Annotated in this window: 21 protein-coding genes and 1 riboswitch; of the genes, 7 read left to right on the top strand and 14 right to left on the bottom strand. The window is 53.2% G+C overall.

Going from position 1 to position 23190, the window contains the following annotated elements; translation table 11 throughout:
* Positions 1-147 precede the first annotated feature (147 nt).
* Positions 148-897, top strand: a complete 750-nt coding sequence (locus IV433_RS24380) for a 3-oxoacyl-ACP reductase family protein (RefSeq protein WP_195816321.1) — start codon at positions 148-150, stop codon at positions 895-897.
* A 65-nt stretch (positions 898-962) separates the two neighbouring features.
* Here IV433_RS24380 and IV433_RS24375 read toward each other — a convergent pair whose 3' ends face one another.
* Positions 963-1595, bottom strand: coding sequence for a YitT family protein (locus tag IV433_RS24375; RefSeq protein WP_195816322.1), 633 nt, complete (start codon positions 1593-1595; stop codon positions 963-965).
* A gap of 264 nt (positions 1596-1859) precedes the next feature.
* Entirely contained in the window at positions 1860-2324 is a 465-nt protein-coding gene (locus tag IV433_RS24370) for an Lrp/AsnC family transcriptional regulator (RefSeq protein WP_165061242.1), read from the bottom strand.
* Between the two features lie 250 nt (positions 2325-2574).
* Between IV433_RS24370 and IV433_RS24365 the strand changes: the two genes are divergently transcribed.
* Positions 2575-3354: a transporter substrate-binding domain-containing protein gene (locus tag IV433_RS24365; protein WP_195816323.1), complete on the top strand. Its 780-nt coding sequence runs from the start codon at positions 2575-2577 to the stop codon at positions 3352-3354.
* A gap of 3 nt (positions 3355-3357) precedes the next feature.
* Here IV433_RS24365 and alr read toward each other — a convergent pair whose 3' ends face one another.
* Both alr and dnaB read right to left on the bottom strand, forming a co-directional pair.
* Positions 3358-4437 (bottom strand): alanine racemase, encoded by a 1080-nt coding sequence (alr, locus tag IV433_RS24360; protein ID WP_195816324.1) that lies wholly within the window; start codon positions 4435-4437, stop codon positions 3358-3360.
* 107 nt (positions 4438-4544) lie between these two features.
* A complete protein-coding gene (gene dnaB / locus IV433_RS24355) occupies positions 4545-5951 on the bottom strand; it encodes a replicative DNA helicase (protein ID WP_101074864.1) in 1407 nt (468 codons plus the stop codon).
* 193 nt (positions 5952-6144) lie between these two features.
* Between dnaB and IV433_RS24350 the strand changes: the two genes are divergently transcribed.
* Positions 6145-7134: a quinone oxidoreductase gene (locus IV433_RS24350; RefSeq protein ID WP_152327426.1), complete on the top strand. Its 990-nt coding sequence runs from the start codon at positions 6145-6147 to the stop codon at positions 7132-7134.
* A 379-nt stretch (positions 7135-7513) separates the two neighbouring features.
* Here IV433_RS24350 and pspG read toward each other — a convergent pair whose 3' ends face one another.
* Together pspG and dusA are read right to left on the bottom strand one after the other, a co-directional pair.
* Positions 7514-7750 (bottom strand): envelope stress response protein PspG, encoded by a 237-nt coding sequence (gene pspG / locus IV433_RS24345; RefSeq protein ID WP_195816325.1) that lies wholly within the window; start codon positions 7748-7750, stop codon positions 7514-7516.
* Positions 7751-7953: 203 nt separating this feature from the next.
* On the bottom strand, positions 7954-8961 hold the full coding sequence (gene dusA / locus IV433_RS24340; protein WP_195816326.1) for a tRNA dihydrouridine(20/20a) synthase DusA: 1008 nt from the start codon (positions 8959-8961) through the stop codon (positions 7954-7956).
* Between the two features lie 278 nt (positions 8962-9239).
* Here dusA and zur point away from each other — a divergent pair, with 278 nt between their 5' ends.
* The gene (gene zur / locus IV433_RS24335) at positions 9240-9749 is read left to right on the top strand and encodes a zinc uptake transcriptional repressor Zur (protein WP_152327434.1); all 510 of its coding nucleotides are present in this window, start codon (positions 9240-9242) and stop codon (positions 9747-9749) included.
* 194 nt (positions 9750-9943) lie between these two features.
* Here zur and IV433_RS24330 read toward each other — a convergent pair whose 3' ends face one another.
* The 3 genes from IV433_RS24330 to IV433_RS24320 form a co-directional block, all read right to left on the bottom strand.
* Positions 9944-10153 (bottom strand): CsbD family protein, encoded by a 210-nt coding sequence (locus IV433_RS24330; RefSeq protein WP_101074856.1) that lies wholly within the window; start codon positions 10151-10153, stop codon positions 9944-9946.
* Between the two features lie 389 nt (positions 10154-10542).
* Complete coding sequence (gene lexA / locus IV433_RS24325; protein WP_047605531.1) at positions 10543-11151, bottom strand: transcriptional repressor LexA; 609 nt, start codon at positions 11149-11151, stop codon at positions 10543-10545.
* A gap of 119 nt (positions 11152-11270) precedes the next feature.
* The gene (locus IV433_RS24320; protein ID WP_152327435.1) at positions 11271-11639 is read right to left on the bottom strand and encodes a diacylglycerol kinase; all 369 of its coding nucleotides are present in this window, start codon (positions 11637-11639) and stop codon (positions 11271-11273) included.
* A gap of 138 nt (positions 11640-11777) precedes the next feature.
* On the opposite strand from IV433_RS24320, the gene plsB reads away from it, so the two are divergent.
* Positions 11778-14258 (top strand): glycerol-3-phosphate 1-O-acyltransferase PlsB, encoded by a 2481-nt coding sequence (gene plsB, locus IV433_RS24315; protein WP_195816327.1) that lies wholly within the window; start codon positions 11778-11780, stop codon positions 14256-14258.
* Between the two features lie 85 nt (positions 14259-14343).
* On the opposite strand, the gene ubiA is transcribed toward plsB, so the two are convergent.
* The 4 genes from ubiA to pgi all read right to left on the bottom strand — a co-directional run bounded on the left by ubiA (position 14344) and on the right by pgi (position 18186).
* Positions 14344-15222, bottom strand: a complete 879-nt coding sequence (gene ubiA / locus IV433_RS24310) for a 4-hydroxybenzoate octaprenyltransferase (protein ID WP_326838674.1) — start codon at positions 15220-15222, stop codon at positions 14344-14346.
* Between the two features lie 29 nt (positions 15223-15251).
* Positions 15252-15791, bottom strand: a complete 540-nt coding sequence (gene ubiC / locus IV433_RS24305) for a chorismate lyase (protein WP_195816328.1) — start codon at positions 15789-15791, stop codon at positions 15252-15254.
* Positions 15792-15880: 89 nt separating this feature from the next.
* The gene (gene psiE / locus IV433_RS24300; protein WP_195816329.1) at positions 15881-16288 is read right to left on the bottom strand and encodes a phosphate-starvation-inducible protein PsiE; all 408 of its coding nucleotides are present in this window, start codon (positions 16286-16288) and stop codon (positions 15881-15883) included.
* Between the two features lie 251 nt (positions 16289-16539).
* Complete coding sequence (pgi, locus tag IV433_RS24295) at positions 16540-18186, bottom strand: glucose-6-phosphate isomerase (protein ID WP_195816330.1); 1647 nt, start codon at positions 18184-18186, stop codon at positions 16540-16542.
* Positions 18187-18418: 232 nt separating this feature from the next.
* A riboswitch (Lysine riboswitch) is annotated at positions 18419-18607 on the top strand.
* A 112-nt stretch (positions 18608-18719) separates the two neighbouring features.
* Between pgi and lysC the strand changes: the two genes are divergently transcribed.
* Together lysC and panS are read left to right on the top strand one after the other, a co-directional pair.
* Complete coding sequence (lysC, locus tag IV433_RS24290) at positions 18720-20108, top strand: lysine-sensitive aspartokinase 3 (protein ID WP_195816331.1); 1389 nt, start codon at positions 18720-18722, stop codon at positions 20106-20108.
* 95 nt (positions 20109-20203) lie between these two features.
* On the top strand, positions 20204-21121 hold the full coding sequence (panS, locus tag IV433_RS24285) for a ketopantoate/pantoate/pantothenate transporter PanS (protein ID WP_195816332.1): 918 nt from the start codon (positions 20204-20206) through the stop codon (positions 21119-21121).
* A 65-nt stretch (positions 21122-21186) separates the two neighbouring features.
* On the opposite strand, the gene IV433_RS24280 is transcribed toward panS, so the two are convergent.
* Positions 21187-22839, bottom strand: coding sequence for a Na/Pi cotransporter family protein (locus IV433_RS24280; protein WP_195816333.1), 1653 nt, complete (start codon positions 22837-22839; stop codon positions 21187-21189).
* Positions 22840-23190 lie beyond the last annotated feature (351 nt).

Here is a 23190-nt window from a genome sequence, read left to right as displayed (position 1 = left end):
TATCAAAGTTCGTTAAAAAAGATGACAACATTGTTGTCAATTTTCGGGCACCCATTGCATATAAAACCGCCCGTTCGTCTGAGAAGCTAATCAGCCCAGATAGACTAGGATCTAACAGTCACCTCATTCGAACCGGAGCCATTTAAAATGACCACTCAGGAATCACTGCAAGGCAAAGCCGCTTTTGTTCAGGGCGGATCACGCGGCATCGGTGCCGCTATCGTTAAGCGCCTGGCCCACGACGGTGCCAGCGTCGCTTTCACCTATGTTTCTTCCGACGAAAAAGCGCAGGCACTGGTGAAATCCATCGAAGCCAGCGGCGGTAAAGCCCTTGCGATTAAAGCCGACAGCGCCGATGAAAGCAGCGTGCGTTCCGCTATCGACAACGCCGCTCAGGCTTTCGGTAAAATCGATATTCTGGTCAACAACGCCGGTATTCTGGCGTTTGGCGAGCTGGACGCGCTGACCATCGACGATTTCGACCGCACCATTGCAGTTAACGTGCGCAGCGTTTTTGTTGCCAGCCAGCAGGCCGCGCGCCATATGCCGGACGGCGGCCGCATCATCACCATCGGCAGCACCAACGCGGATCGCATTCCGTTCCAGGGCGGCGCGGTGTACGCCATGAGCAAATCCGCGATCGTCGGCCTGACGAAAGGCCTGGCGCGTGATTTAGGCCCGCGCGGCATTACCGTCAATAACGTGCAGCCCGGCCCGGTGGATACCGATATGAACCCGGCTGACGGCGAAATGGCAGAAGGTATGCTGAGCTTTATGGCGCTGGATCGTTACGGTAAAGACAGTGAAATCGCCGGTTTCGTGGCGTATCTGGCAGGCCCGGAAGCGGGATATATCACCGGTTCCAGCCTGACCATCGACGGCGGTTTCGCTGCATAACAGGGCGACGACGGGCATAAAAACAATGCAAAAAACGGTGCAGAAATCTGCGCCGTTTTTTTGCGTCAGACGCTGTAACGCCCCGGCCGGTGGTTCATGGCGATAATCAGATTGACGATTACCGCGCCCAGAATGGAGGCGATCAGCATTTCAACGCTGACCACAAACAGCGACGCCAGCACGATGCAGCAGTCAACGCCCATCTGGAATTTACCGGCGCGGATGCCGTATTTATCCTGAAGGAACAGCGCCAGAATATTCACGCCGCCGAGGCTGGCTTTGTGGCGGAACAGGACTATAAAGCCAATCCCCATGATGACGTTGGCAAACAGCGTGGCGTAGAAAGGTTGGAGATGATCGAAGTGAACGAACAACGGGTGCAAATCAGAGAACACCGAGACCAGCGCCACCGCCGCAAATGTTTTCAGCGTGAACTGCCAGCCCATGCGGCGGATGGATAAATAATAGAACGGTAAGTTGATAATAAAGAAAGCCGTACCGAATGAGACGTGCGAAATATAATGCGCCAGAAACGCCATCCCCGCCGTTCCGCCGGTCAGCGCGCCGACCTGACGCAGCATCACCACGCCAAACGAGACCATCAGCGTACCAATGATAATCGCCAGCGCATCTTCAACCAGCGTGTGCCCGCTGTGCGGTTGTTCAGCGACGGGCTTAATATTGTCTAAACTTGCCATAATTCCCCTTTCCCCGGAAAAAGATACTCAAAAGTCTTTTCGTGATAATTAAGGAGACGGGAAATTAAGGCAATATTTACGCACGTAATTTGCATTAAAAAACGAAAATAAGATTTTGTGACGCGTTAATTAATCTTTACATGCACAGATTGCGCATTTTAATTCATTTTCATGCACCAGAAACGGGAATTCGCACCAAAATAAGTCACCATAATAGTGCGTAATAAACAGAGGGTTTTATTTATTACGCTGGCGTTATTTTTATCAGGCTAAGGTTAAAAGACCGTTTTCTTTTAAACGGTTAAGCACAACCGAGGTTTTCACGTGCGCCACACTTTTGTGTACAGACAGGATTTGGCTGATCAATGTGCTCAAACCGGCCAAATCTTTGACGGCGACTTTCAGCAGATAATCTGCATCACCGGTGGTTTTGTAGGCGTCGATGATGGCATCAACTTCACCGAGCATGCTGTGGAAAGCGTCAACCTGCGCCGGTAAATGGTTGATAAGTCTGACTTCAATCAAACCTATCATACCCAGACCGAGCGCTTCCGGAGCCAGGCGTGCATGATAACCGAGGATTAACTGCGCCTGTTCCAGACCAATGCGGCGACGTGAGCATTGTGATGCAGACAATCCCACCAGCTCGCTTAATTCCTGATTAGTCAGTCTTCCGTTAGCTTGTAATAAGGTCAGAATTTTCAGGTCGTAATCATCAACGCTGTACATAGCACCTTTCCTGTCGTTTTAATTTTTGTTTATAGTAATTTAACTTTGCAAAGACTATACCCAAAATAATTCAAGTTGTTTGAAGGCGGCAAAGCCGTGAATCCCCGGGAGCTTACTCGAGTAAGTGACTGGGGTGAGCGGGTGCAGCCAACGCATAAACAGCTTGAAGTATGACGGGTATATACCGGGTAATTACTTATCGGCTGTTTTTTCTTATACTTGTGCGTGATTTAAACTCAAGGAAAGAATAATGAAAAAAATCCTCTACCCTCTCGCATTTCTTGCCGCAATACCCGCACTGGCCCAAGCAGACGCCACCTCATCCCGTCTTGAACGTGTATTACAAAAAGGCTCGCTGAACGTCTGTACCACCGGCGATTACAAACCGTACACCTTTTTGAAAGAAGACGGCCAGTACGAAGGCATTGATATTGCCATGGCGGAATCACTGGCGGCCAGTCTGGGCGTAAAACCAACCTGGGTGCCGGTCACCTGGAAATCGCTGCCGGATGAAATGAACGCCGGGCATTGTGATATCGCGATGGGCGGTATTTCCGTCACGCTGAAACGCCAGCAAAAAGCATGGTTTGCCAATGTGCTGGATCAGGACGGGAAAATTCCGCTGGTGCGTTGCGAAGATGTGCGGAAATACCAGACCGTTGAGCAGCTGAACAAATCCTCCGTTCGCCTGATTGAACCGGCGGGCGGCACCAATGAAGCGTTCGTTCACAGCCATCTGCCAAAAGGCACGCTGACGCTGAGCGATAACGTGACGATTTTCCAGAAGCTGGTGGATAAGAAAGCCGACGTGATGATTACCGATGCGTCCGAAGCGCTGTATCAGCAGAAACGCTATCCGAAACTGTGTGCGGTGAACCCGAAAAAGCCGCTGCAATATGGCGAGAAAGCCTACATGCTGCCGCGTGATGATATTAGCTGGAAGATGTATGTCGACCAGTGGCTTCACCTGAGTAAAGCCACCGGCGAATATCAGCAAATTGTCAGCCAGTGGCTGGCGGTGAAGAAGTAAACGTCAGTCGCCAATATACTGGCGGCAAACCCTTTCGCTGAGCTGCGTGACCAGTTCATACGCACTGATGCCGGTTGCCTGCGCAACGCGTTCAACCGGCAGAGCTGGCCCCCAGAAGATGACTTCATCGCCAACTTTATCCGTCGCGTCCGGCCCTAAATCCACCGTGATCATGTCCATCGAAACGCGTCCGACCAGCGGCACGATGCGGCCATTGACCTGCACCGGCGTTCCGCCCGGCGCACTGCGCGGATAACCGTCGCCATACCCCATCGCCACCACGCCCAGACGGGTGTCACGATCGCTGGTCCAGGTGCTGCCGTAACCGACCGGTTCACCGGCGAAATGCTCGCGCACCGCAATCAGGCTGGAGGTCAGCGTCATCGCCGGATGCAGGCCAAAATCGCTGGCGTCTCCGGTTTCCAGCGGCGATACGCCGTAAAGGATAATCCCCGGACGCACCAGACTCATATGCGACTGCGGCCAGAGCAGGATCCCGCCGGAAGCGGCAATCGATTTTTGCCCCGGCTTACCGGCGGCAAACGCATTAAAACAGGCCAGCTGCTTCGGCGTAGCATCGCTTTCCGGCTCATCGGCACGGCAGAAATGACTCATCATATTGACCGGCTGAACAACATTTTTGCAGGCGCTCAGACGCTGATAAAACGCCTCAGCCTGCGCCGGGTTCACGCCCAGACGGTGCATGCCGGTGTCGAGTTTCAGCCAGACATTCAGCGGGCGCGCCAGTTGCGCGTTTTCCAGCGCGTCGAGCTGTTCGATGCTGTGAACGGCGGTATCGAGCTGATGTTCCACCAGCAGCGGCAATTCATCCGGTGAGAAGAAACCTTCGAGCAGGAGAATGGGTTTAACAATGCCGGATTTACGCAGCGATAACGCCTCGCTGAGCCGGGACACGCCGTAATAATCGGCATCCTGCAAGCTGTGAACCGTTTCCAGTAAACCGTGCCCATAAGCGTTTGCTTTCACGACCGCAACGAGACGACTTTGTGGCGCCAGATGACGCACCCGTTGCAGATTGTGTCGCAGAGCGCGGCGATCAATGACAGCCGTAGCCGCTTTCATTTTGAGTCCTTTAATGAAATGGAGAGTTTCCGAAAGCGGGGTTGAGAACCAAACCCCACCTGACCTCCCCTTCTGAAAGGGGAGGGATAAAGTCAAAACCTGAGACGTTAGTCTTCGTCGTATTGCGGGCCGCCATAGTTATCAAACCGCGACCACTGCCCGTTAAACGTCAGGCGAACGGTCCCGATCGGGCCGTTACGTTGCTTACCGAGGATGATCTGCGCGATGCCTTTTTCTTCACTGTTATCGTGATAAACCTCGTCACGATAGATGAACATGATTAAGTCGGCGTCCTGCTCGATGGAACCAGATTCACGCAAGTCGGAGTTGACCGGCCGTTTGTCGGCGCGTTGCTCCAGGCTTCGGTTCAGCTGCGACAACGCCACCACCGGCACCTGCAATTCTTTCGCCAGCGCTTTGAGCGAGCGGGAGATTTCGGCGATTTCCAGCGTACGGTTATCGGACAGCGCCGGAACACGCATCAGCTGTAAGTAGTCGATCATGATCAGGCTCAGACCGCCGTGTTCGCGGAAAATACGGCGTGCGCGGGAACGGACTTCAGTTGGCGTCAGGCCGGAGGAATCATCGATATACATGTTACGTTTTTCGAGCAAAATCCCCATGGTGCTGGAAATACGCGCCCAGTCTTCATCGTCGAGCTGGCCGGTACGGATTTTGGTCTGGTCGACGCGGGAAAGCGACGCCAGCATACGCATCATGATCTGGTCGCCGGGCATCTCCAGACTGAAGATTAAGACCGGTTTATCCTGCATCATCGCGGCGTTTTCGGCGAGGTTCATCGCAAACGTGGTTTTACCCATCGACGGACGCGCCGCCACAATAATCAGGTCAGATTTTTGCAGACCGGCGGTTTTCTTATCGAGATCCGCATAACCGGTCGATACGCCCGTCACGCCATCGTGCGGGCGCTGGAACAGTTCTTCGATACGGGACACCGTGCTTTCCAGAATGCGGTCGATGCTTTTCGGGCCTTCGTCTTTACTGGCGCGGCTTTCGGCAATCTGGAATACGCGGGACTCGGCTAAATCGAGCAGGTCTTCGCTGCTGCGACCTTGCGGATCATAACCGGCGTCGGCGATTTCGTTGGCAACGGAAATCATTTCACGCACAACGGCACGTTCGCGCACGATATCGGCATAAGCGCCGATGTTTGCCGCACTTGGGGTGTTTTTAGAGAGTTCTGCCAGATAAGCGAAACCGCCGACCGAGTCTAAATCACCTTTTTGTTCGAGCGATTCGGACAGCGTAATCAGGTCGATCGGTTTGCTCATTTCCAGCAAACGCTGCATTTCGGTGAAAATCAGGCGATGCGGACGGCTGAAGAAGTCATTGCTGACCACGCGCTCCGCGACGTTATCCCAGCGTTCGTTGTCCAGCATCAGCCCGCCCAGAACGGATTGCTCAGCCTCCAGCGAATGCGGCGGAAGCTTCAGGCCTTCCATCTGACGATCGCGGGTTTCGTTCTGTTGATTGGTCGGTTTTTTTGCTGCCATCTGTGGATTTGTTCCTGCTGTAAGCGCCTGTTTTATGAGCGTCGGACTTCCGAAAATCAGAAGCGCAACGTGCGCGTTAGTATAGGTTGTCATGTCTCATTTCAAAAGGGTATTAACCGGCTGTGCCTAAAATCTGGATTGTGCCGGCCATTTAGCCTAGGGTTGAAATCAGACTCCATCACGAGGGAAAAACATGGCAAAGCGCATCCAGTTTTCTGAAACAGGTACACCTGACGTTCTGCAATACGTTGATTATCAGCCACAAGAACCCAAGGCCGGTGAAGTTCAGGTTGAGAACAAAGCCATTGGCATTAACTACATCGATACCTATGTGCGCAGCGGTTTGTATCCACCAGCCAGTTTCCCGGCCGGTTTGGGCACCGAAGCGGCTGGCGTTGTCACCAAAATCGGCAGCGACGTGACCGGCATCAAACCGGGCGACCGCGTGGTGTATGCGCAGTCCGCGCTCGGCGCTTACAGCGAAATCCATAACGTACCGCAGGAGAAAATCGCCCTGCTGCCGGATGCCATCAGCTTTGAACAGGCGGCGGCGTCGTTCCTGAAAGGGCTGACGGTTTACTATTTACTGCGCCAGACGTATGAAGTGCAGGCGGGCGAAACCATTTTGTTCCACGCTGCCGCAGGCGGTGTCGGGCTGATTGCCAGCCAGTGGGCAAAAGCACTGGGCGTAAAACTGATCGGGACTGTTGGTTCTGATGAAAAAGCCGCCCGCGCCAAAGAAGCCGGTGCCTGGGCGACGATTAACTATCAGAAAGAAGATATCGCCACCCGCGTGGCCGAACTGACCAACGGCGAAAAAGTCGGGGTGGTTTACGATTCTGTCGGCAAAGACACCTTCGAAAAATCCCTGAACAGCCTGAAGCGCCGCGGTTTGCTGGTCAGCTTTGGGAATGCGTCCGGGCCGGTGAAAGGTGTGGATCTGGCGATCCTGAATCAGAAAGGTTCGCTGTTCGTCACGCGCCCCTCGCTTAATGGCTACGTAACCAATCGCGAAGAACTGGCGCAGGCCAGCGGCGAGCTGTTTTCACTTATCGCCAGCGGCGCGATAAAAGTCGACGTCAGCGACGCGCAGAAATTCCCGCTCTCCGAAGCTAAACGCGCCCACGAAACGCTGGAAAGCCGCATCACACAAGGCTCAAGCCTGCTGATCCCGGGCAAGTAACAGACGCAAAAAAGGCTTCCAGAAGGAAGCCTTTTTTACTGCCTGATACAGACAACCTCTGAGTTCAGACGGGTACTGCTGTAGGGTACTGCCGGGTAAATCCGGAGGGCGGTGTCACTTGTGTGACTATTGTGTGCCTCACCGGACTTGATGAATTCATTTTGCGGCCTGCTGACCACGTATGAATTCCATCCTAACAGTCACCCATGTTAAAAAATATGATTTATGCATTTCGACCGCACATTCTGATCCAGCTTGTGATCGCTAGCACATAAGTAAAAGTTATAGATGTAACGTTTACATTTTTTTGTGCTCAAAACGCCGCCATCAACCTTTTCTATTTCATGAAGTTATGAAAATCGCTCATCGTCCGACTCTTTTATGGCAGGCGGCGACGGCGATATTTTGGTTCGTCAGGCCGGATAAATGTCCGGTAAATCCAGACGGCGACGACCGCTAAAACTAGCCACGGCAACATTTTAATAACAATCACAAAGAAGCCGCCCAACATCATCAGACCAAATGCCACGATCAGCGCCGCCACCATGCCCAGCAGGGAAATGCCGGTCAGCATCAGCATAAAGAAAAAACCAAGCACGAAAAGAATTTCCAGCATCGGGTGCTCCTTAATAAGCCAGTGTGCAGTAAGACGTAATGTCAAAACACGATGAAGCTATTACAAGAAGCGTGCCAGAGTGAGAGGGGAAATAATTAACTGATTTAACAGGGGAAATTTTTTCGCAGGCGCAAACGGCCTGCGAAAAAATAGTGAATCTGACTAACTGGTAGTGAATTTGCTCACGTCGATTTTGAAGACGCTTACGCCTGAACCGGCGCTTCCTGCGGCTGGCTGACCATCGAGAGCGCCTGCTCAACGACGTCAATGCCCGCGCCCGCTTTGTGTGCGTTTTCGCTGAGATGACGGCGGAACTGACGCGCACCCGGCACACCCTGGAACAGACCCAGAATATGGCGGGTAATATGACCCAGATAAGTGCCTTTGCTCAGCTCGGCTTCGATGTACGGATACAGCGCGCGGATGATCTCCGGCCCGGTTTTCACCGGTGCCTGCGAACCGAACAGTGCCTGATCTACGCTCAGCAACATGCCCGGATTCTGATAGGCTTCGCGGCCTACCATCACGCCGTCCATGTGTTGCAGATGCGTTTTGGCTTCTTCCAGCGTTTTAATGCCGCCGTTAATCGCCATCGTCAGATGGGAGAAATCACGCTTGAGCTGATAAACACGCGGGTAATCCAGCGGCGGAATTTCACGGTTTTCTTTCGGGCTCAGGCCGGAAAGCCAGGCTTTACGGGCATGAATGATAAAGGTATCGCAGCCGCCGTTTTCAGACACCTGTCGGATGAACTCGCAGAGAAATTCGTAGCTGTCCTGATCGTCAATCCCGATGCGGGTTTTGACGGTGACCGGAATCGACACCACATCGCGCATCGCTTTAATGCAATCCGCCACCAGCGACGCCTGCCCCATCAGGCAGGCACCGAACATACCGTTCTGCACGCGATCTGACGGGCAACCGACGTTCAGGTTGATCTCGTCATAGCCACGTTCTTCTGCCAGCTTCGCGCAGTGCGCCAGATCGGCCGGATTGCTGCCGCCCAGCTGCAAAGACACCGGATGTTCTTCACTGCCAAAGCCCAGATAATCACCTTTGCCATGAATAATCGCGCCGGTAGTGACCATTTCGGTATACAGCAACGTCTGGCCGGTCATCAGGCGATGGAAATGGCGACAGTGGCGGTCGGTCCAGTCAAGCATCGGCGCAACGGAAAAACGCTGAGCGGAATATGGCTGGGTTGTGGGCATGGCGTTTCGGGGCATTGCGTGTTGAGTTTCTGACATCGGCCTGACATTCGCTGAGGGGTTCGTGGCGCTCCCTCCGGCACGGCGGCCAGAGGGAAGTTAATCGCTGATTATACCACAGAACAAAGATTCGGCATCTTGCCCGGTTTAGCGACTTTGCTCCCGTGTAACCTCACAACTGAGCGGCGCATAATTCGTCGATCTGGCTGAAGCATGATAAAATTAAGAATGGCTGCATGATGTGGCCTATTTATCCCAATCTGCGCTCAGAGAATGTTGCTATGACCCTGAATAATCCGGAAAAATTACTTTCACAAGCTGAAGAACTTTGCCAGCAGCGCAATGTTCGTCTTACACCGCAGCGGCTGGAAGTTTTGCGACTGATGGCGCAACAACCCGGTGCGATCAGCGCCTATGACTTGCTGGATCTGCTGCGGGTCAGCGAGCCACAGGCCAAACCGCCAACGGTTTACCGGGCGCTGGATTTCCTGCTGGAACAAGGGTTTATTCATCGGGTTGAATCGGCAAACAGCTATGTGCTTTGCCATCATTTCGAAGAGCCAAGCCACACTTCTGCACTGTTTATCTGTGACCGCTGCGGGCTGGTCACGGAAAAAACCACAGACGGTATTGAAGAACGTCTGGCGAAACTGGCGCTTGAATCCGGCTTTGAGTTGCGTCATTCGGTCGTTGAAGCGCATGGCTTATGTGCCGAATGCAAAGTTGTTGAAACCTGCGACAGTCACGATCATTGCGAACACGACCACAGCATTGTGGTGAAAAAACGTTGATATATCAGGTGTTTTTGATGGGTTTCAAAAGGCGTAAAGCGGAAGGGTTTTAACGCAGCATAACGGATAATTTAAGGTGTAGAAGGAAGATATTGAAGGTTGGGTACATCCTTGTACCCGTATCCTGAAAGTGTTCCGGGTAGGAGCAGCAATAACTCAGGATACGTCACTGATACGCGAGGGGGAGTCGCGTGTTACCAGTGATATTTGTTTTTAGATTCCCAATCCTTGAGCTCTTTCTCGGCCTGATCCTTCTGATAGCCATAACGCTCCTGAATCTTACCTACCAGCTGATCACGTTTACCTTCAACGACTGTCAGGTCGTCATCAGTCAGCTTACCCCACTGTTCTTTCACTTTCCCTTTGAACTGCTTCCAGTTACCGTCGGCTTGGTCCTTATTCATAATAAATATCTCCTGTTACCTTGGGTTGTGGAGCTGCACGTTTGTTGGCAGCCCGTCCTTAACACTTCAAAGCTTAGTAGAGAATGCGGATTCGTCTTCCCAAAACAGGGATAAAAACCACTATTAGGATTAATCCAAAGCAGGAAATAACGTGGAATTGAAATCTGTCTGACTGAAAAAGGCCGGTAATTCAGGGCACAAAGAGTGCAAATCCGACATTTGGTCTGAACAGGAACGCAGCGAATAACACGTAAGAAAGAGGATTTTATCGAAAGAGTTTTTGAGCAATGCTTAAAACAACAACGCCCCAAAACAGGGCGATGAGATAGTGATTTTACAGGCGCGTCAGAGGCGGCCAACGCACCTGTAACGTAAAGCTTAAGCGCAGATTAGATCCAGTCGCCGTTGCGGATAACGCCAACCGCCAGACCTTCAATGCTGAAATTCTGTTCACGCAAATCAACCACAATCGGTTGGAATTCGCTGTTTTCAGGCAACAGCTGAACAACACTGCCCTGTTTCTTCAGGCGTTTAACCGTGACTTCATCATCAATACGCGCAACGACAACTTGCCCGTTACGGACGTCCTGCGTTTTGTGTACTGCCAGCAGGTCGCCATCCAGAATACCGATATCACGCATCGACATCCCGCTGACGCGCAGCAGGAAATCTGCACTCGGTTTAAACATGGCCGGATCGACCTGATAATGTCCTTCGATGTGCTGCTGAGCCAGCAGCGGTTCACCGGCGGCAACGCGGCCAATCAGCGGTAAACCTTCTTCTTCTTCCATCAGCAGACGAATACCGCGCGAAGCACCGGAAACGATCTCGATAACGCCTTTACGCGCCAGCGCTTTCAGGTGTTCTTCCGCCGCGTTCGGGGAACGGAACCCCAGACGGGATGCAATCTCTGCGCGGGTCGGTGGCATACCGGTGGTGGAGATATGATCGCGAATAAGGTCGTAGACCTCTTGTTGTCTGGTCGTTAAAGCTTTCATTCCGCCCCCTGGTTGTTTATACAGTCTAGCTGTGAGTATATACAGCTAAACGGTCAATGAAAACCTAAGATTGAATAAAAACAGGGCATAACGACAATTCCTGGAATGCAGATTCCAAATCAGAACCATCGCGGCCAAAAGATGCTGACCCAGACAAAAATCGCCAATATGATGGTCAGAAGTACGGCGGCGGAGCCAATATCTTTCGCACGCCCGGACAGGACGTGAAACTCAGGCCCGATTCGGTCAATCGCGGATTCAATGGCGCTGTTAAGCAGTTCAGTCACACACACCAGCACGACAGAGCCAATCAGCAGGATACGTTCTATACTGCTTACATCCAGCCAGAAAGATAATAAAATTAGCGGGATAGCAACGCTGGCCTCCTGCCGGAAAGCGGCTTCATTTTGCCATGCGGCCTTCAGGCCTTTCCAGGAATAGCCTGCGGCTTTATAGATGCGGGTAAATCCAGTGACTTGGTTCGCCATTCTGTTACTGATCCTTGAAATATTGTCCTGCGGGTTTTGCGCATTTTAGCGGTTTAATGGTATCTCATCACCACAGATCTCGTCTGAGCTTTCTGGTATCCTTGCGGCGAAATTGCTAACAAGAGGCTTCACGTTTTTATGTCAGGTTGGCGTAGACTTTATTACACATTATTGAATTTACCACTCTCATTGCTGGTAAAGAGCAAGGTCATACCTTCAGATCCGGTTACCGAGTTGCACTTAGACCCGACCCGGCCAATTCTGTACGTATTGCCTTATAACTCCAAAGCCGATTTGCTGACATTGCGCGCGCAGTGTCTGGCGCAAAATCTGCCTGATCCCCTTATTCCGCTGGAAATCGACGGAACGCTGCTGCCGAGCCATGTGTTTATTGCCGAAGGCCCGCGCGTTTTCTCTTATTACACGCCAAAGCAGGAATCGGTAAAGCTGTTCCACGATTACCTGGATTTGCACCGTAATAACCCGGATTTAGACATTCAGATGCTGCCCGTGTCGGTCATGTTTGGCCGTGCGCCAGGCCGCGAAGGCCACGATACGCCGCATCTGCGCGTGCTGAACGGGATCCAGAAATTCTTCGCCGTGCTGTGGCTGGGCCGCGACAGTTTTGTCCGTTTTTCCAATACCGTTTCTCTGCGCTATATGGCGACTGAGCACGGAACCGACAAAACCATCGCCCAGAAACTGGCACGCGTGGCGCGTATGCACTTCTCCCGCCAGCGTCTGGCGGCAGTTGGCCCGCGTTTGCCAGCGCGACAGGATTTGTTCAATAAGCTGCTGGCGTCCAAGGCCATCGAAAAAGCCATTGAAGATGAAGCGCGCAGTAAGAAGATTTCACACGAAAAAGCCCAGCAAAACGCCATCGCGCTGATGGAAGAGATTGCGGCTAACTTCTCGTATGAAGCCGTGCGCCTTTCTGATCGCGTGCTGAGCTGGACGTGGAACCGCCTGTATAAAGGCATCAACGTCAATAATGCGGAACGTGTGCGTCAGCTGGCGCTGGACGGGCAGGAAATCGTTTATGTGCCCTGCCACCGTAGCCACATGGATTACCTGTTACTGTCCTACGTGCTTTATCACCAGGGGCTGGTTCCTCCGCACATTGCGGCCGGTATCAACCTGAATTTCTGGCCCGCTGGCCCGATTTTCCGCCGTCTGGGTGCGTTCTTCATCCGCCGTACGTTCAAAGGCAACAAGCTGTATTCGACGGTATTCCGTGAATATCTCGGCGAACTGTTCAGCCGTGGTTATTCCGTGGAATATTTCGTGGAAGGTGGCCGTTCGCGTACCGGGCGTTTACTGGAGCCGAAAACCGGCACGCTGGCGATGACTATTCAGGCCATGCTGCGCGGCGGTTCACGTCCGATTACGTTAGTGCCGATTTACATCGGTTACGAACACGTCATGGAAGTGGGGACCTACGCGAAAGAATTGCGCGGTGCGACCAAAGAGAAAGAAAGCCTGACCCAGATGCTCAACGGTTTACGCAAACTGCGTAACCTCGGCCAGGGTTATGTGAACTTTGGTGAACCGTTGCATCTGACCACGTATCTGAACCAGAACGTACCAACCTGGCGTGAAGCGATCGATCCTATCGAAGCGCAACGTCCGAGCTGGCTGACGCCAACGGTTCAGGATCTGGCAGAACAGATTATGGTGCGCATCAACAACTCAGCGGCGGCAAACGCCATGAACCTGTGTTGTACCGCGCTGCTGGCATCGCGTCAGCGTTCACTGACCCGCGAACAACTGACTGAGCAGATTGATTGTTATCTGCAATTACTGCGCAATGTGCCGTATAACGCCGATTCGACGGTGCCGGATCTGACTGCCGACCAGTTGCTCGATCACGCCCTGAACATGAACAAGTTCCAGGTCGAGAAAGACAATATCGGCGACATCATCGTTCTGCCGCGCGAACAAGCGGTGCTGATGACGTATTACCGCAACAACATCCACCATATGCTGGTTCTGCCGTCGCTGATTTCAAGCATCGTGATGCACCACCGCCATGTGAGTCGTGCTGAATTGCTGCGTCAGGTCGAGCTGATTTATCCGATGCTGAAAGCTGAACTGTTTATGCATTTCGATAAATCGGAACTTCCGCACGTGCTGGATATTCTGACGCTGGAACTGGCCCGTCAGCAAATCATTCATCTGGAAGACGACGAGCTGACGCTGAACCCGGCGCGTATCCGCACGCTGCAACTGCTGGCGGCGGGTGTCCGCGAAACGCTGCAACGCTACGCGATTACGTTCTCCCTGCTCACCAATAATCCAAGCATCAACCGCGGTGCGCTGGAAAAAGAGAGCCGGATTATGGCGCAGCGTTTATCCGTGCTGCACGGCATTAATGCCCCTGAATTCTTCGACAAAGCGGTGTTTTCCACGCTGGTCGGCACACTGCGCGCTGAAGGGTATATCAGCGACAGCGGCGATGCGATTCAGGAACAGACGCGTGAGATTTACAACATGCTCAGCGACCTGATGACGCCGGATATTAAACTCACCATCGAAAGCGCCGGTATGCCTTCTGAGCTGCCTCAGGCGACCGAACCTCCGGCTGAGCCGAAGATGGACGTGCGCGATACCGACCACTGATTGACGTTAAAATCATTGCGATAACGCCTTAAAGCAAAACGCCCGAGCTTATAAAAAGACCGGGCGTTTTTATTGCCTGAAAGGCTCAGAAGCTGAAAGCAGATAAACTCATCAGGATGCCAAGGAACAGCACCAGCCCGACGTAGTTATTCTGGCGAAAAGCCAGGAAGCAGGCATCACGCTCACGTTTGGCAATCAGCTTTTGCTGGTGAACAAACAGCGCAGCGGCCAGTACTAATGACCACCAGAACGGCGCGCCAAGCTGAGAAAGGTGTCCGATAATGCCCATCAGAACCAGCGTTGCCAGCTGCAACAGGCCGATAATCAGCGTGTCAAAACGACCAAATAAAATCGCCGTAGATTTCACGCCAATCTTTAAATCATCATCACGATCGACCATCGCGTATTGCGTATCGTAAGCCACCGTCCAGCAAATGTTCGCGATGAACATCAGCCAGCAACTCAAAGGCAACGTCCCGCTGACGGCGGCGTACCCCATCGGAATTGCCCAGCCAAACGCCGCGCCCAGCACAAACTGCGGCAGGTTGCTGACCCGCTTAATGAACGGGTAAACCCAGGCCAGCGCCAGCCCCGCGAGAGACAGCAAAATGGTCATCCGGTTCAGCGTCAGAACCAGCAGGAAGGACACCAGCACCAGGCCGACAAACAAGATTTTTGCCTGTTTCCCGGTGATCGCACCGCTTGGAAGCGGACGGTTGGCGGTGCGCTTTACGTGTCCGTCGAATTTACGGTCCGCGTAGTCATTCACCACACAACCCGCCGCGCGCATGAAGAAAACGCCCAGCACGAAGACCAGCAAAATTTTGGCAGAAGGCGCGCCCTCACGGGCCAGCCACAACGCCCAAAGCGTCGGCCACAACAGCAGCAAGGAACCTATCGGCTTATCAATGCGCATCAGGCGGCAGTAATCCCGCCAGGTGCCCTGAGTCATACTTCCCGACACTCTCTGTTCTCCTTGTGGATTAGTTTGACTCATGCCTGGCCCACTTTGCCCTCAGGGCGGTGAACCGGCGAGTCTGGCAGAAAAATTTCTGTCAGAAGCAGGGGCTTATCCGACAGGCAAAGCCGCGAGCGACGCGCCCATAAACTGCCCTGCTCAGTATTTAATTGTCCCAGATGGATGTAATCACGGGTCAGATTGTTGCCGCTAAACAGATACCGGCCCAGCGGCACCGTGCCCAAATCAACCAGCGCCAGATCCGGCCCGGTTAGCGTTTCTTCCGGGATCACGGTGCGTCCGAGCAGCCAGGGTTCGGCATCGCCAAACAGGATCACTTCGCGAACCCAATAACGGGCACTTTCCGGCAGCTGCTGCGCTTCGCTTTCACCCAGCTCATCACGACGCACAAAACATTCATTTTTCGGTTTCACGGTGACGGTAACACCCTGTTTTTCAAACCGGCGGGTCATGGATCCCATTTCCATCAGCCAGTCAGCAACATCCGCTGGCACGTCATTCGGATCTTGAAACCAATGGATCGGGAGTTGTTCAGGGGAATGGGAATCAGACATCAACGGCTCCATCATGGAGGTATTCATACCTCCAATTAATTATCTGCCTCGCATTCTAACGCATGAATGCAAGGCAGTAATCGCCTCATTTATTCACGACGCAGACGTTCGCCGTTGGCGAGGTAAAGTGTCACGACGAGGACAAGGATGGCGCAGGCGTAAACCAGTGTGTCGTAAGGACTTTTATGGTCGACGATAATCAGGCGGATAATCGCCGTGATGCCGATATAAATAAAGTAACGCAGCGGGAAGTGATAGCCCGACGAAAAGTACTTAATGATCAGCGCAATAAATTCGAAATAGAGGAAGTAAATCACGATGCCCTCTATCAGCAGATACGATGAAGACTGATCGTTATTGACGAACAAAACCATCGCCAGATGGTAGGTTTCGCGCCCGATAAAGATCATCAGAATGACTGCCAGCCCCAATAAGAAAACGTTCAAAATTCGCTGCATGATGACGGAAACCATCGTCGCACGTTTTGATCCTGCCATGTGATCTACATCCCACTTTTGTTATGAATACCCGCAGAATACCACAGAGTCTGTGCCGGAAAAGCGGCATTAAAAAAGGGCCAGCCCGTTGAGGCTAACCCTTTTATTTAGAAATATTTCGACCTGTCCCTCTAAATCATTCGGGCTGGATCAAGGCGGCAAGGAAACGAAGCCCCGGGAGCTTACATAAGTAAGTGACCGGGGTGAGTTCACGCAGCCAACGCTGAAACAGCCTGAAGGATGACGAGGGATTAGCGCCAGTTTTTGAAGCGGTTAATCAGGCCATTGGTCGAGCTGTCGTGGCCGGTCACATCTTCGCTGCCTTCCAGTTCAGGAAGAATACGGTTCGCCAGCTGTTTACCCAGTTCCACACCCCATTGGTCGAAGGTATAGATGTTCAGGATAGCGCCCTGCGTGAAGATTTTGTGCTCGTACATCGCGATCAACGCACCCAGGCTGTATGGCGTGATTTCGCGCAGCAGGATGGAGTTGGTCGGACGGTTACCTTCGAACACTTTGAACGGCGCGACGTGTTTGACGTCTTCCGGTTTTTTACCCTGATCGGCGAATTCTTTCTCGACGACTTCCAGAGATTTACCGAATGCCAGCGCTTCAGTTTGTGCAAAGAAGTTAGACAGCAGTTTCGCGTGGTGATCGCTCAGTGCGTTGTGGCTGACCGCAGGCGCGATGAAGTCACAAGGAACGATTTTGGTGCCCTGGTGAATCAGCTGATAGAACGCGTGCTGGCCGTTGGTACCCGGCTCGCCCCAGATGATCGGGCCAGTCTGGTAATCCACCGGATTGCCGTTACGGTCAACGAATTTACCGTTGGATTCCATGTTGCCTTGCTGGAAGTACGCCGCAAAACGGTGCATGTACTGATCGTATGGCAGGATAGCTTCGGTTTCAGTGCCGTAGAAATCGTTGTACCAGATACCAATCAGCGCCAGCAGAACCGGCAGGTTTTTCTCAGCCGGGGTATTCGCGAAGTGTTTATCCATCGCGTGAGCGCCGCTCAGCAACTGTTCGAAGTTTTCGAAACCGATGGACAGCGCGATGGACAGGCCAATCGCGGACCACAGTGAATAACGGCCGCCGACCCAGTCCCAGAATTCGAACATGTTGTCGGTGTCGATACCAAATTCGCTGACCGCTTTACCGTTGGTAGACAGCGCAGCGAAGTGTTTCGCCACGTGCTTGTTGTCACCAGCGGTTTTCAGGAACCAGTCGCGCGCGCTGTGGGCGTTGGTCATGGTTTCCTGCGTGGTGAAGGTTTTTGATGCCACCAGGAACAACGTGGTTTCCGGAGACAGGTCTTTCAGCGTTTCGGCGATGTGCGTGCCATCAACGTTGGAGACGAAATGCATATTCAGGTGATTTTTGTACGGACGCAGCGCTTCGGTCACCATAAACGGGCCGAGGTCTGAACCGCCGATACCGATGTTCACCACATCCGTAATCGCTTTGCCGGTGTAACCTTTCCAGTCGCCACCGATAACACGTTCGGTGAAACCTTTGATTTTCGCCAGAACGGCATTCACTTCCGGCATTACATCTTTGCCATCCACGACGATTGGCGTGTTGCTGCGGTTACGCAGGGCAACGTGCAGAACGGCGCGGTCTTCCGTACGGTTGATCTTCTCGCCAGAGAACATCGATTTGATGGCGCCCTGAAGGTCAGTTTCTTTGGCCAGCGCCTGCAGTTTGTCCAGCGTCTCTGTCGTAATACGGTTTTTAGAGAAGTCGACCAGCATCTGGTCTTCAAAAGTGGCAGAGAACTTGGAGAAACGATCACCATCTTCAGCAAACAGATGGCTAATCTGCACATCTTTCATCGTGTCGAAATGCTGCTGCAGGGCTTGCCAGGCAGCGGTCTGAGTTGGATTGATATTTTTCATAGCAATGCTCTTAGGCTGAGAATAAATATGAGGTAACTGTCCCGATTGTAACCTGTAGTTCCCGAGATGAGATGCCTTTTCTTGCGATAGGTCAGATCTGTTGAATCACAATGACAGAGAACAATATTAGATGACAATCGTTCAAAATGTGGCGTTAGCGCCCTGTTGCCGTTGACAGAAAGGCGAGAACCCGTTATTCCTAAGCACCTAACTCACGCGCGCGTTTGACGCGTGAGCCAGAAGAGGCGCGTCGCCCAGGAAGTGTATCGGAGGAACCGAAATCCTGCGAGGGTACATCAGGGGGAGCGACGCCGAGGTCTGAAGCCTTCGGCAGGCATAAGATCGGCTACAGGGGCTGAATCCCCTGGGTTGTCACCGGGCATCCGTGAGGATGTCGACAAGGTGGAGCGCTTCTGGGTGTATCGTAGCATCTCTACGCCTGCTCCCGTTATCCGCCCTCCCCTTGTGCCAATTCTTATAGAATTATGGAATCGATGGCCGTCTGGTATGACGACCCTGACACGAGGTTTTACATGAATTACGCAGCATCCCGCAACGCCAGTCCGCAGCCTTTGGGCAACGTCATCGTCGCCAAATTTGGCGGTACCAGCGTAGCGGATTTCGACGCCATGAACCGCAGCGCAGACATCGTTCTTGCGCGCCCTGAAGTTCGTCTGGTCGTTCTCTCCGCCTCCGCGGGCGTCACCAATTTATTAGTCGAGCTGGCCACAGGCAAAGAAACTGAACGCCGGGTGTTCCTGCTTGATGAAATCCGCCGCATTCAAAACGCCATTATTGACCGCCTCGATAATCCGGCTGTGATCCGTGAAGAAATCGGCCGCATGCTGGAAAATATCGCCATGCTGTCCGAAGCTGCGAGCCTCGCAACGTCCACGGCGCTGACCGACGAACTGGTGAGCCACGGCGAGCTGATGTCCACGCTTCTGTTTGTTGAAATCGTCCGCCAGCGCAATGTGCCGGTGGAATGGTTCGACGTGCGTAAAGTGATGCACACCAACGACCATTTTGGCCGTGCAGAGCCGGATACTCAGGCGCTGACAGACCTGACGCTTCAGCAATTGCAGCCGCGTTTACAGGACGCGCTGGTGATTACCCAGGGCTTTATCGGTTCGGAAGGAAAAGGCCGTACCACCACGCTGGGCCGTGGCGGCAGCGACTATACAGCGGCCTTGCTGGGCGAAGCGCTGGGCGCTGTCCGCGTGGATATCTGGACGGACGTACCGGGCATTTACACCACTGATCCGCGTCTGGTGCCTGCGGCGAAACGCATTGATCACATTGCATTTGAAGAAGCGGCTGAAATGGCGACGTTCGGTGCCAAAGTGCTGCATCCGGCAACATTACTGCCTGCGGTACGTCGCGGTATTCCGGTGTTTGTCGGTTCCAGCAAAGATCCGTCAGGCGGCGGCACGTTAGTGTGTGACAACACTGAAAACCCGCCATTGTTCCGCGCAATTGCACTGCGCCGCCGACAAACGCTGGTGACGTTGCACAGCCTGAGCATGCTCCATTCACGCGGTTTCCTCGCCGACGTGTTTGGCATTCTGGCGCGCCACAATATTTCTGTGGATCTGATCACCACATCAGAAGTCAGCGTAGCGCTGACGCTCGACACCACCGGTTCCACTTCGTCAGACGCCAGCCTGCTGACTACGTCACTGCTGACCGAACTTTCCTCGCTGTGCCGCGTGGAAGTGGAAGAAAACCTGGCGCTGGTGGCGATTATCGGCAACAAATTATCGCAGGCCTGTGGCGTCGGCAAAGAAGTCTTCGGCGTGCTGGATCCGTTCAATATCCGCATGATTTGCTACGGTGCAAGCAGCTACAACCTGTGCTTCCTGGTGCCGGGCAGTGATGCCGATCAGGTCGTAAAAACTCTACACCGCAACCTATTCGAATAATATCGGGCGCGGTATCTGAGAAGACCGGGCCTTGTGCCCGGTCTTTTTTTTATCTGTACTTTTGCAAAACAACAAAGACAAGGATCATCCTCAACATGTTAGCCAAAATAACCCGCCTGTTCCCGCTGTGGGCCGTGCTGTTGTCGGTCGCGGCGTACTATTCGCCCGGCACTTTCACCCCCATCGGGCCTCACGTTTCTACCCTGCTGATGCTGATTATGTTCGCGATGGGCGTCACGCTGGAATTCGGTGATTTCAAACGCGTGCTGGCCCGCCCCGCGCCGGTCGCAGCAGCAACATTCCTGCATTATCTGGTCATGCCGCTGGCGGCCTGGGTGCTGGCAAAACTGTTCCATATGCCGCCGGATCTATCTGCTGGTATGATTCTGGTCGGCAGCGTCGCCAGCGGAACCGCGTCCAATGTGATGATTTATCTGGCAAAAGGCGATGTCGCGCTTTCTGTGACCATCTCCGCTGTCTCCACGCTGGTCGGTGTTTTTGCCACGCCGCTGCTGACGCGTCTTTATGTCGATACGCACATTAAAGTGGATGTGGAAGGCATGCTGCTGAGCATCCTGCAGATTGTGGTGATCCCGATTTTAGCGGGCCTGATTATTCATCATCTGTTTACCAAAACGGTGAAACGCATTGAGCCGCTGCTGCCGCTGTTTTCCATGGTGTGTATCGTGGCAATCATCAGCGCCGTCGTTGCGGGCAGTCAGGGCTTTATCGGTTCTGTAGGGCTTATCGTGATTGTGGCGGTGATCCTGCACAACGGCATCGGCCTGCTGAGCGGTTACTGGGGCGGGAAATTGTTCGGGTTTGACGAGACCACCTGCCGCACGCTGGCGATGGAAGTCGGAATGCAAAACTCAGGTTTAGCCGCCACGCTGGGGAAAATTTACTTCACGCCGCTGGCGGCTTTGCCGGGCGCGCTGTTCTCGGTCTGGCACAACCTTTCCGGTTCTTTGCTGGCCGGTTACTGGTCCGGTAAACCGGTTAAAAAAGACTGATACGCCCAAAAAAAACCGGGCGCATCGTTCGCGCCCGGTTCATTGTTTACACCCGATTCAGAAACTCATACCCGCTTCATATCATCGTTATTTTCACGCTGTTCATCTTCCTGCTCGTCCTGATCCAGCACGTTATACGCCACCGCGCAGAACAACGAGTTAAGACGTTTCATATCGCCCAGCAACCCGAGATGCAGCGAACTGGTTTCGATACTTTGCACGTTATGCTGATGCAGACGGTCAACGTGTGCGTGCGCATACCGGCGGTCGAGAATGCGGAAACGATGCTTTGAACGGCGCAAACGGCGCGCGCTGGTCAGGTCGTTCGACAGGAAAACGCCCAGACTCAGACGCAGGTTATCCAGTAATTTTTCATGGAGCGCTTCAAGTTCCACCAAGCCTTCCGGCGAGAAAGCCCGGCGCGTGGCGTGGGATTTCGCGGTGATATCCCCGGTCATTCGCTCGATAATGTCGCCCGCCTGTTCCAGGTTCAGCGCCATTTCGATGATTTCCGCCCAGCGGCGTGAATCGTCTTCGCCCAGCCCTTCTTTATTGATTTGCGCCAGATAAAGTTTGATGGCGGTATACAGCACATCCACGTCGTCATCGAGACGCCGAACCTCGCGATCCTGCGCCAGTTTCCCGTGCATCACTTCGCGGTTGAGGATCAGCATGTGTTCCACCACATCGCCCATACGCAGCGTTTCACGGGCCGCATTCGCCAGCGCCAGTGTCGGCGTATCAATCGCGCTGACATCCAGATGGCGCGGACGCAGACGCGGATCGTCCTCCGGTACATCGGCAATCATCATCTGGCAAATTTTTGCCATCGGCGTCGTCAGCGGCACCATCGCCAGACAGCGGATGAGGTTGTAGAACATGTGGAAATAGATCACCAGCTCTTCGTCCGGAATGCCCAGACGCGCCAGTTGTGTCGAAAGCGGCCCGACGAAAGGCAGAACGATAACGCAGCCAATCAGCTTAAACAGCGTGCTGCCGAGCGCCACGCGACGCCCTGCGGCATTCATTTTGCTGGCATTGATCATCGCCAGCAGGCCGCTACCCAGATTGGCCCCGATGACCAGACACAGCGAGACTTTGAGAGAAATCACCCCGGTCGCGGCCAGGGTTGCCGTCAGCAAAACGGCGGCCAGACTGGAGTAACTGATAATGGCGAAAATCGCGCCGGTCAGGGCATCGAGCAGTACGTCGCCGGTCAGCGAGGAGAACAACACTTTAACGCCGGACGCCTGCATGATTGGCGTTGCCGCCGCCACAATCAGTTCCAGCGCCAGTAAAATCAGGCCAAGCCCGATACAGACGCGCCCCATTTGCCCGGCTCGGGTTTGTTTACGGCTGAGGAAAAAGGCCACGCCGACGAAAATCAGCAGCGGAGAAAGCCAGGAGAGATCAAAGGTCAGAATGCGCGCCATCACGGCGGTCCCGACGTCGGCACCGAGGATAATCACCAGCGCGGGCGCAAGCGCAACCAGTCCCTGAGAAACGAACGACGTCACCAGCAAGGCGGTGGCGTTACTGCTTTGCACCAGCGCGGTAACGCCAATACCTGCCACAAACGCCAGCGGTTTTTTCTCGACACTGTTGCTCAGAACACGACGCAGATTGGCGCCGAAAACGCGCATGATGCCGGTACGCACAATATGCGTACCCCAGACTAACAACGATATAGCAGACAGAAGGTGTAAAAGGGTTAACACGAACGCAGAACTCCTGTTATGCCTGGCACAAACCATTGGTGAACGGAATGTTGCCGCTTATTGTATCTTCTTAATCTAACAGATTTAACTGTAGACTACGCGCCTTAGAAGGCCACAGGATGACGAAGCGACAAGCTTAAAGTTAAGCAAATCTAAATTTAATATTAAGAACAGCGAAATTGTTAACACAAAGACTGTTGTTTAAAATCCGCGCGAAGACATTAACCCCCGCCTTCTAATTAAATGAACAATACTTCTCAGATTGGCTTTGCGAACAGCAAATATCGCAGAAATTAACTTCACAATGAATTAATTAAATTAACTTTAAAAATTAATTATTCGAACAAATAA

This window comes from Rahnella laticis (genome assembly GCF_015644585.1).
Lineage (GTDB): Bacteria > Pseudomonadota > Gammaproteobacteria > Enterobacterales > Enterobacteriaceae > Rahnella > Rahnella laticis.
Note: the sequence above shows the minus strand (reverse complement) of the source record. Positions and strands in the feature narration are given on the sequence as shown.

What these genes read in the sequence shown, in the direction of transcription:
- dusA (WP_195816326.1), bottom strand. Translation starts at nt 8,961, where the DNA reads ATGCCCACAACCCAGCCATATTCCGCTCAGCGTTTTTCCGTTGCGCCG.
- psiE (WP_195816329.1), bottom strand. Translation starts at nt 16,288, where the DNA reads ATGGCAGGATCAAAACGTGCGACGATGGTTTCCGTCATCATGCAGCGA.
- ubiC (WP_195816328.1), bottom strand. Translation starts at nt 15,791, where the DNA reads ATGTCTGATTCCCATTCCCCTGAACAACTCCCGATCCATTGGTTTCAA.
- dnaB (WP_101074864.1), bottom strand. Translation starts at nt 5,951, where the DNA reads ATGGCAGCAAAAAAACCGACCAATCAACAGAACGAAACCCGCGATCGT.
- IV433_RS24350 (WP_152327426.1), top strand. Translation starts at nt 6,145, where the DNA reads ATGGCAAAGCGCATCCAGTTTTCTGAAACAGGTACACCTGACGTTCTG.
- alr (WP_195816324.1), bottom strand. Translation starts at nt 4,437, where the DNA reads ATGAAAGCGGCTACGGCTGTCATTGATCGCCGCGCTCTGCGACACAAT.
- IV433_RS24375 (WP_195816322.1), bottom strand. Translation starts at nt 1,595, where the DNA reads ATGGCAAGTTTAGACAATATTAAGCCCGTCGCTGAACAACCGCACAGC.
- IV433_RS24330 (WP_101074856.1), bottom strand. Translation starts at nt 10,153, where the DNA reads ATGAATAAGGACCAAGCCGACGGTAACTGGAAGCAGTTCAAAGGGAAA.
- IV433_RS24365 (WP_195816323.1), top strand. Translation starts at nt 2,575, where the DNA reads ATGAAAAAAATCCTCTACCCTCTCGCATTTCTTGCCGCAATACCCGCA.
- lexA (WP_047605531.1), bottom strand. Translation starts at nt 11,151, where the DNA reads ATGAAAGCTTTAACGACCAGACAACAAGAGGTCTACGACCTTATTCGC.
- IV433_RS24320 (WP_152327435.1), bottom strand. Translation starts at nt 11,639, where the DNA reads ATGGCGAACCAAGTCACTGGATTTACCCGCATCTATAAAGCCGCAGGC.
- IV433_RS24380 (WP_195816321.1), top strand. Translation starts at nt 148, where the DNA reads ATGACCACTCAGGAATCACTGCAAGGCAAAGCCGCTTTTGTTCAGGGC.
- pspG (WP_195816325.1), bottom strand. Translation starts at nt 7,750, where the DNA reads ATGCTGGAAATTCTTTTCGTGCTTGGTTTTTTCTTTATGCTGATGCTG.
- IV433_RS24370 (WP_165061242.1), bottom strand. Translation starts at nt 2,324, where the DNA reads ATGTACAGCGTTGATGATTACGACCTGAAAATTCTGACCTTATTACAA.
- panS (WP_195816332.1), top strand. Translation starts at nt 20,204, where the DNA reads ATGTTAGCCAAAATAACCCGCCTGTTCCCGCTGTGGGCCGTGCTGTTG.
- plsB (WP_195816327.1), top strand. Translation starts at nt 11,778, where the DNA reads ATGTCAGGTTGGCGTAGACTTTATTACACATTATTGAATTTACCACTC.
- lysC (WP_195816331.1), top strand. Translation starts at nt 18,720, where the DNA reads ATGAATTACGCAGCATCCCGCAACGCCAGTCCGCAGCCTTTGGGCAAC.
- zur (WP_152327434.1), top strand. Translation starts at nt 9,240, where the DNA reads ATGACCCTGAATAATCCGGAAAAATTACTTTCACAAGCTGAAGAACTT.
- pgi (WP_195816330.1), bottom strand. Translation starts at nt 18,186, where the DNA reads ATGAAAAATATCAATCCAACTCAGACCGCTGCCTGGCAAGCCCTGCAG.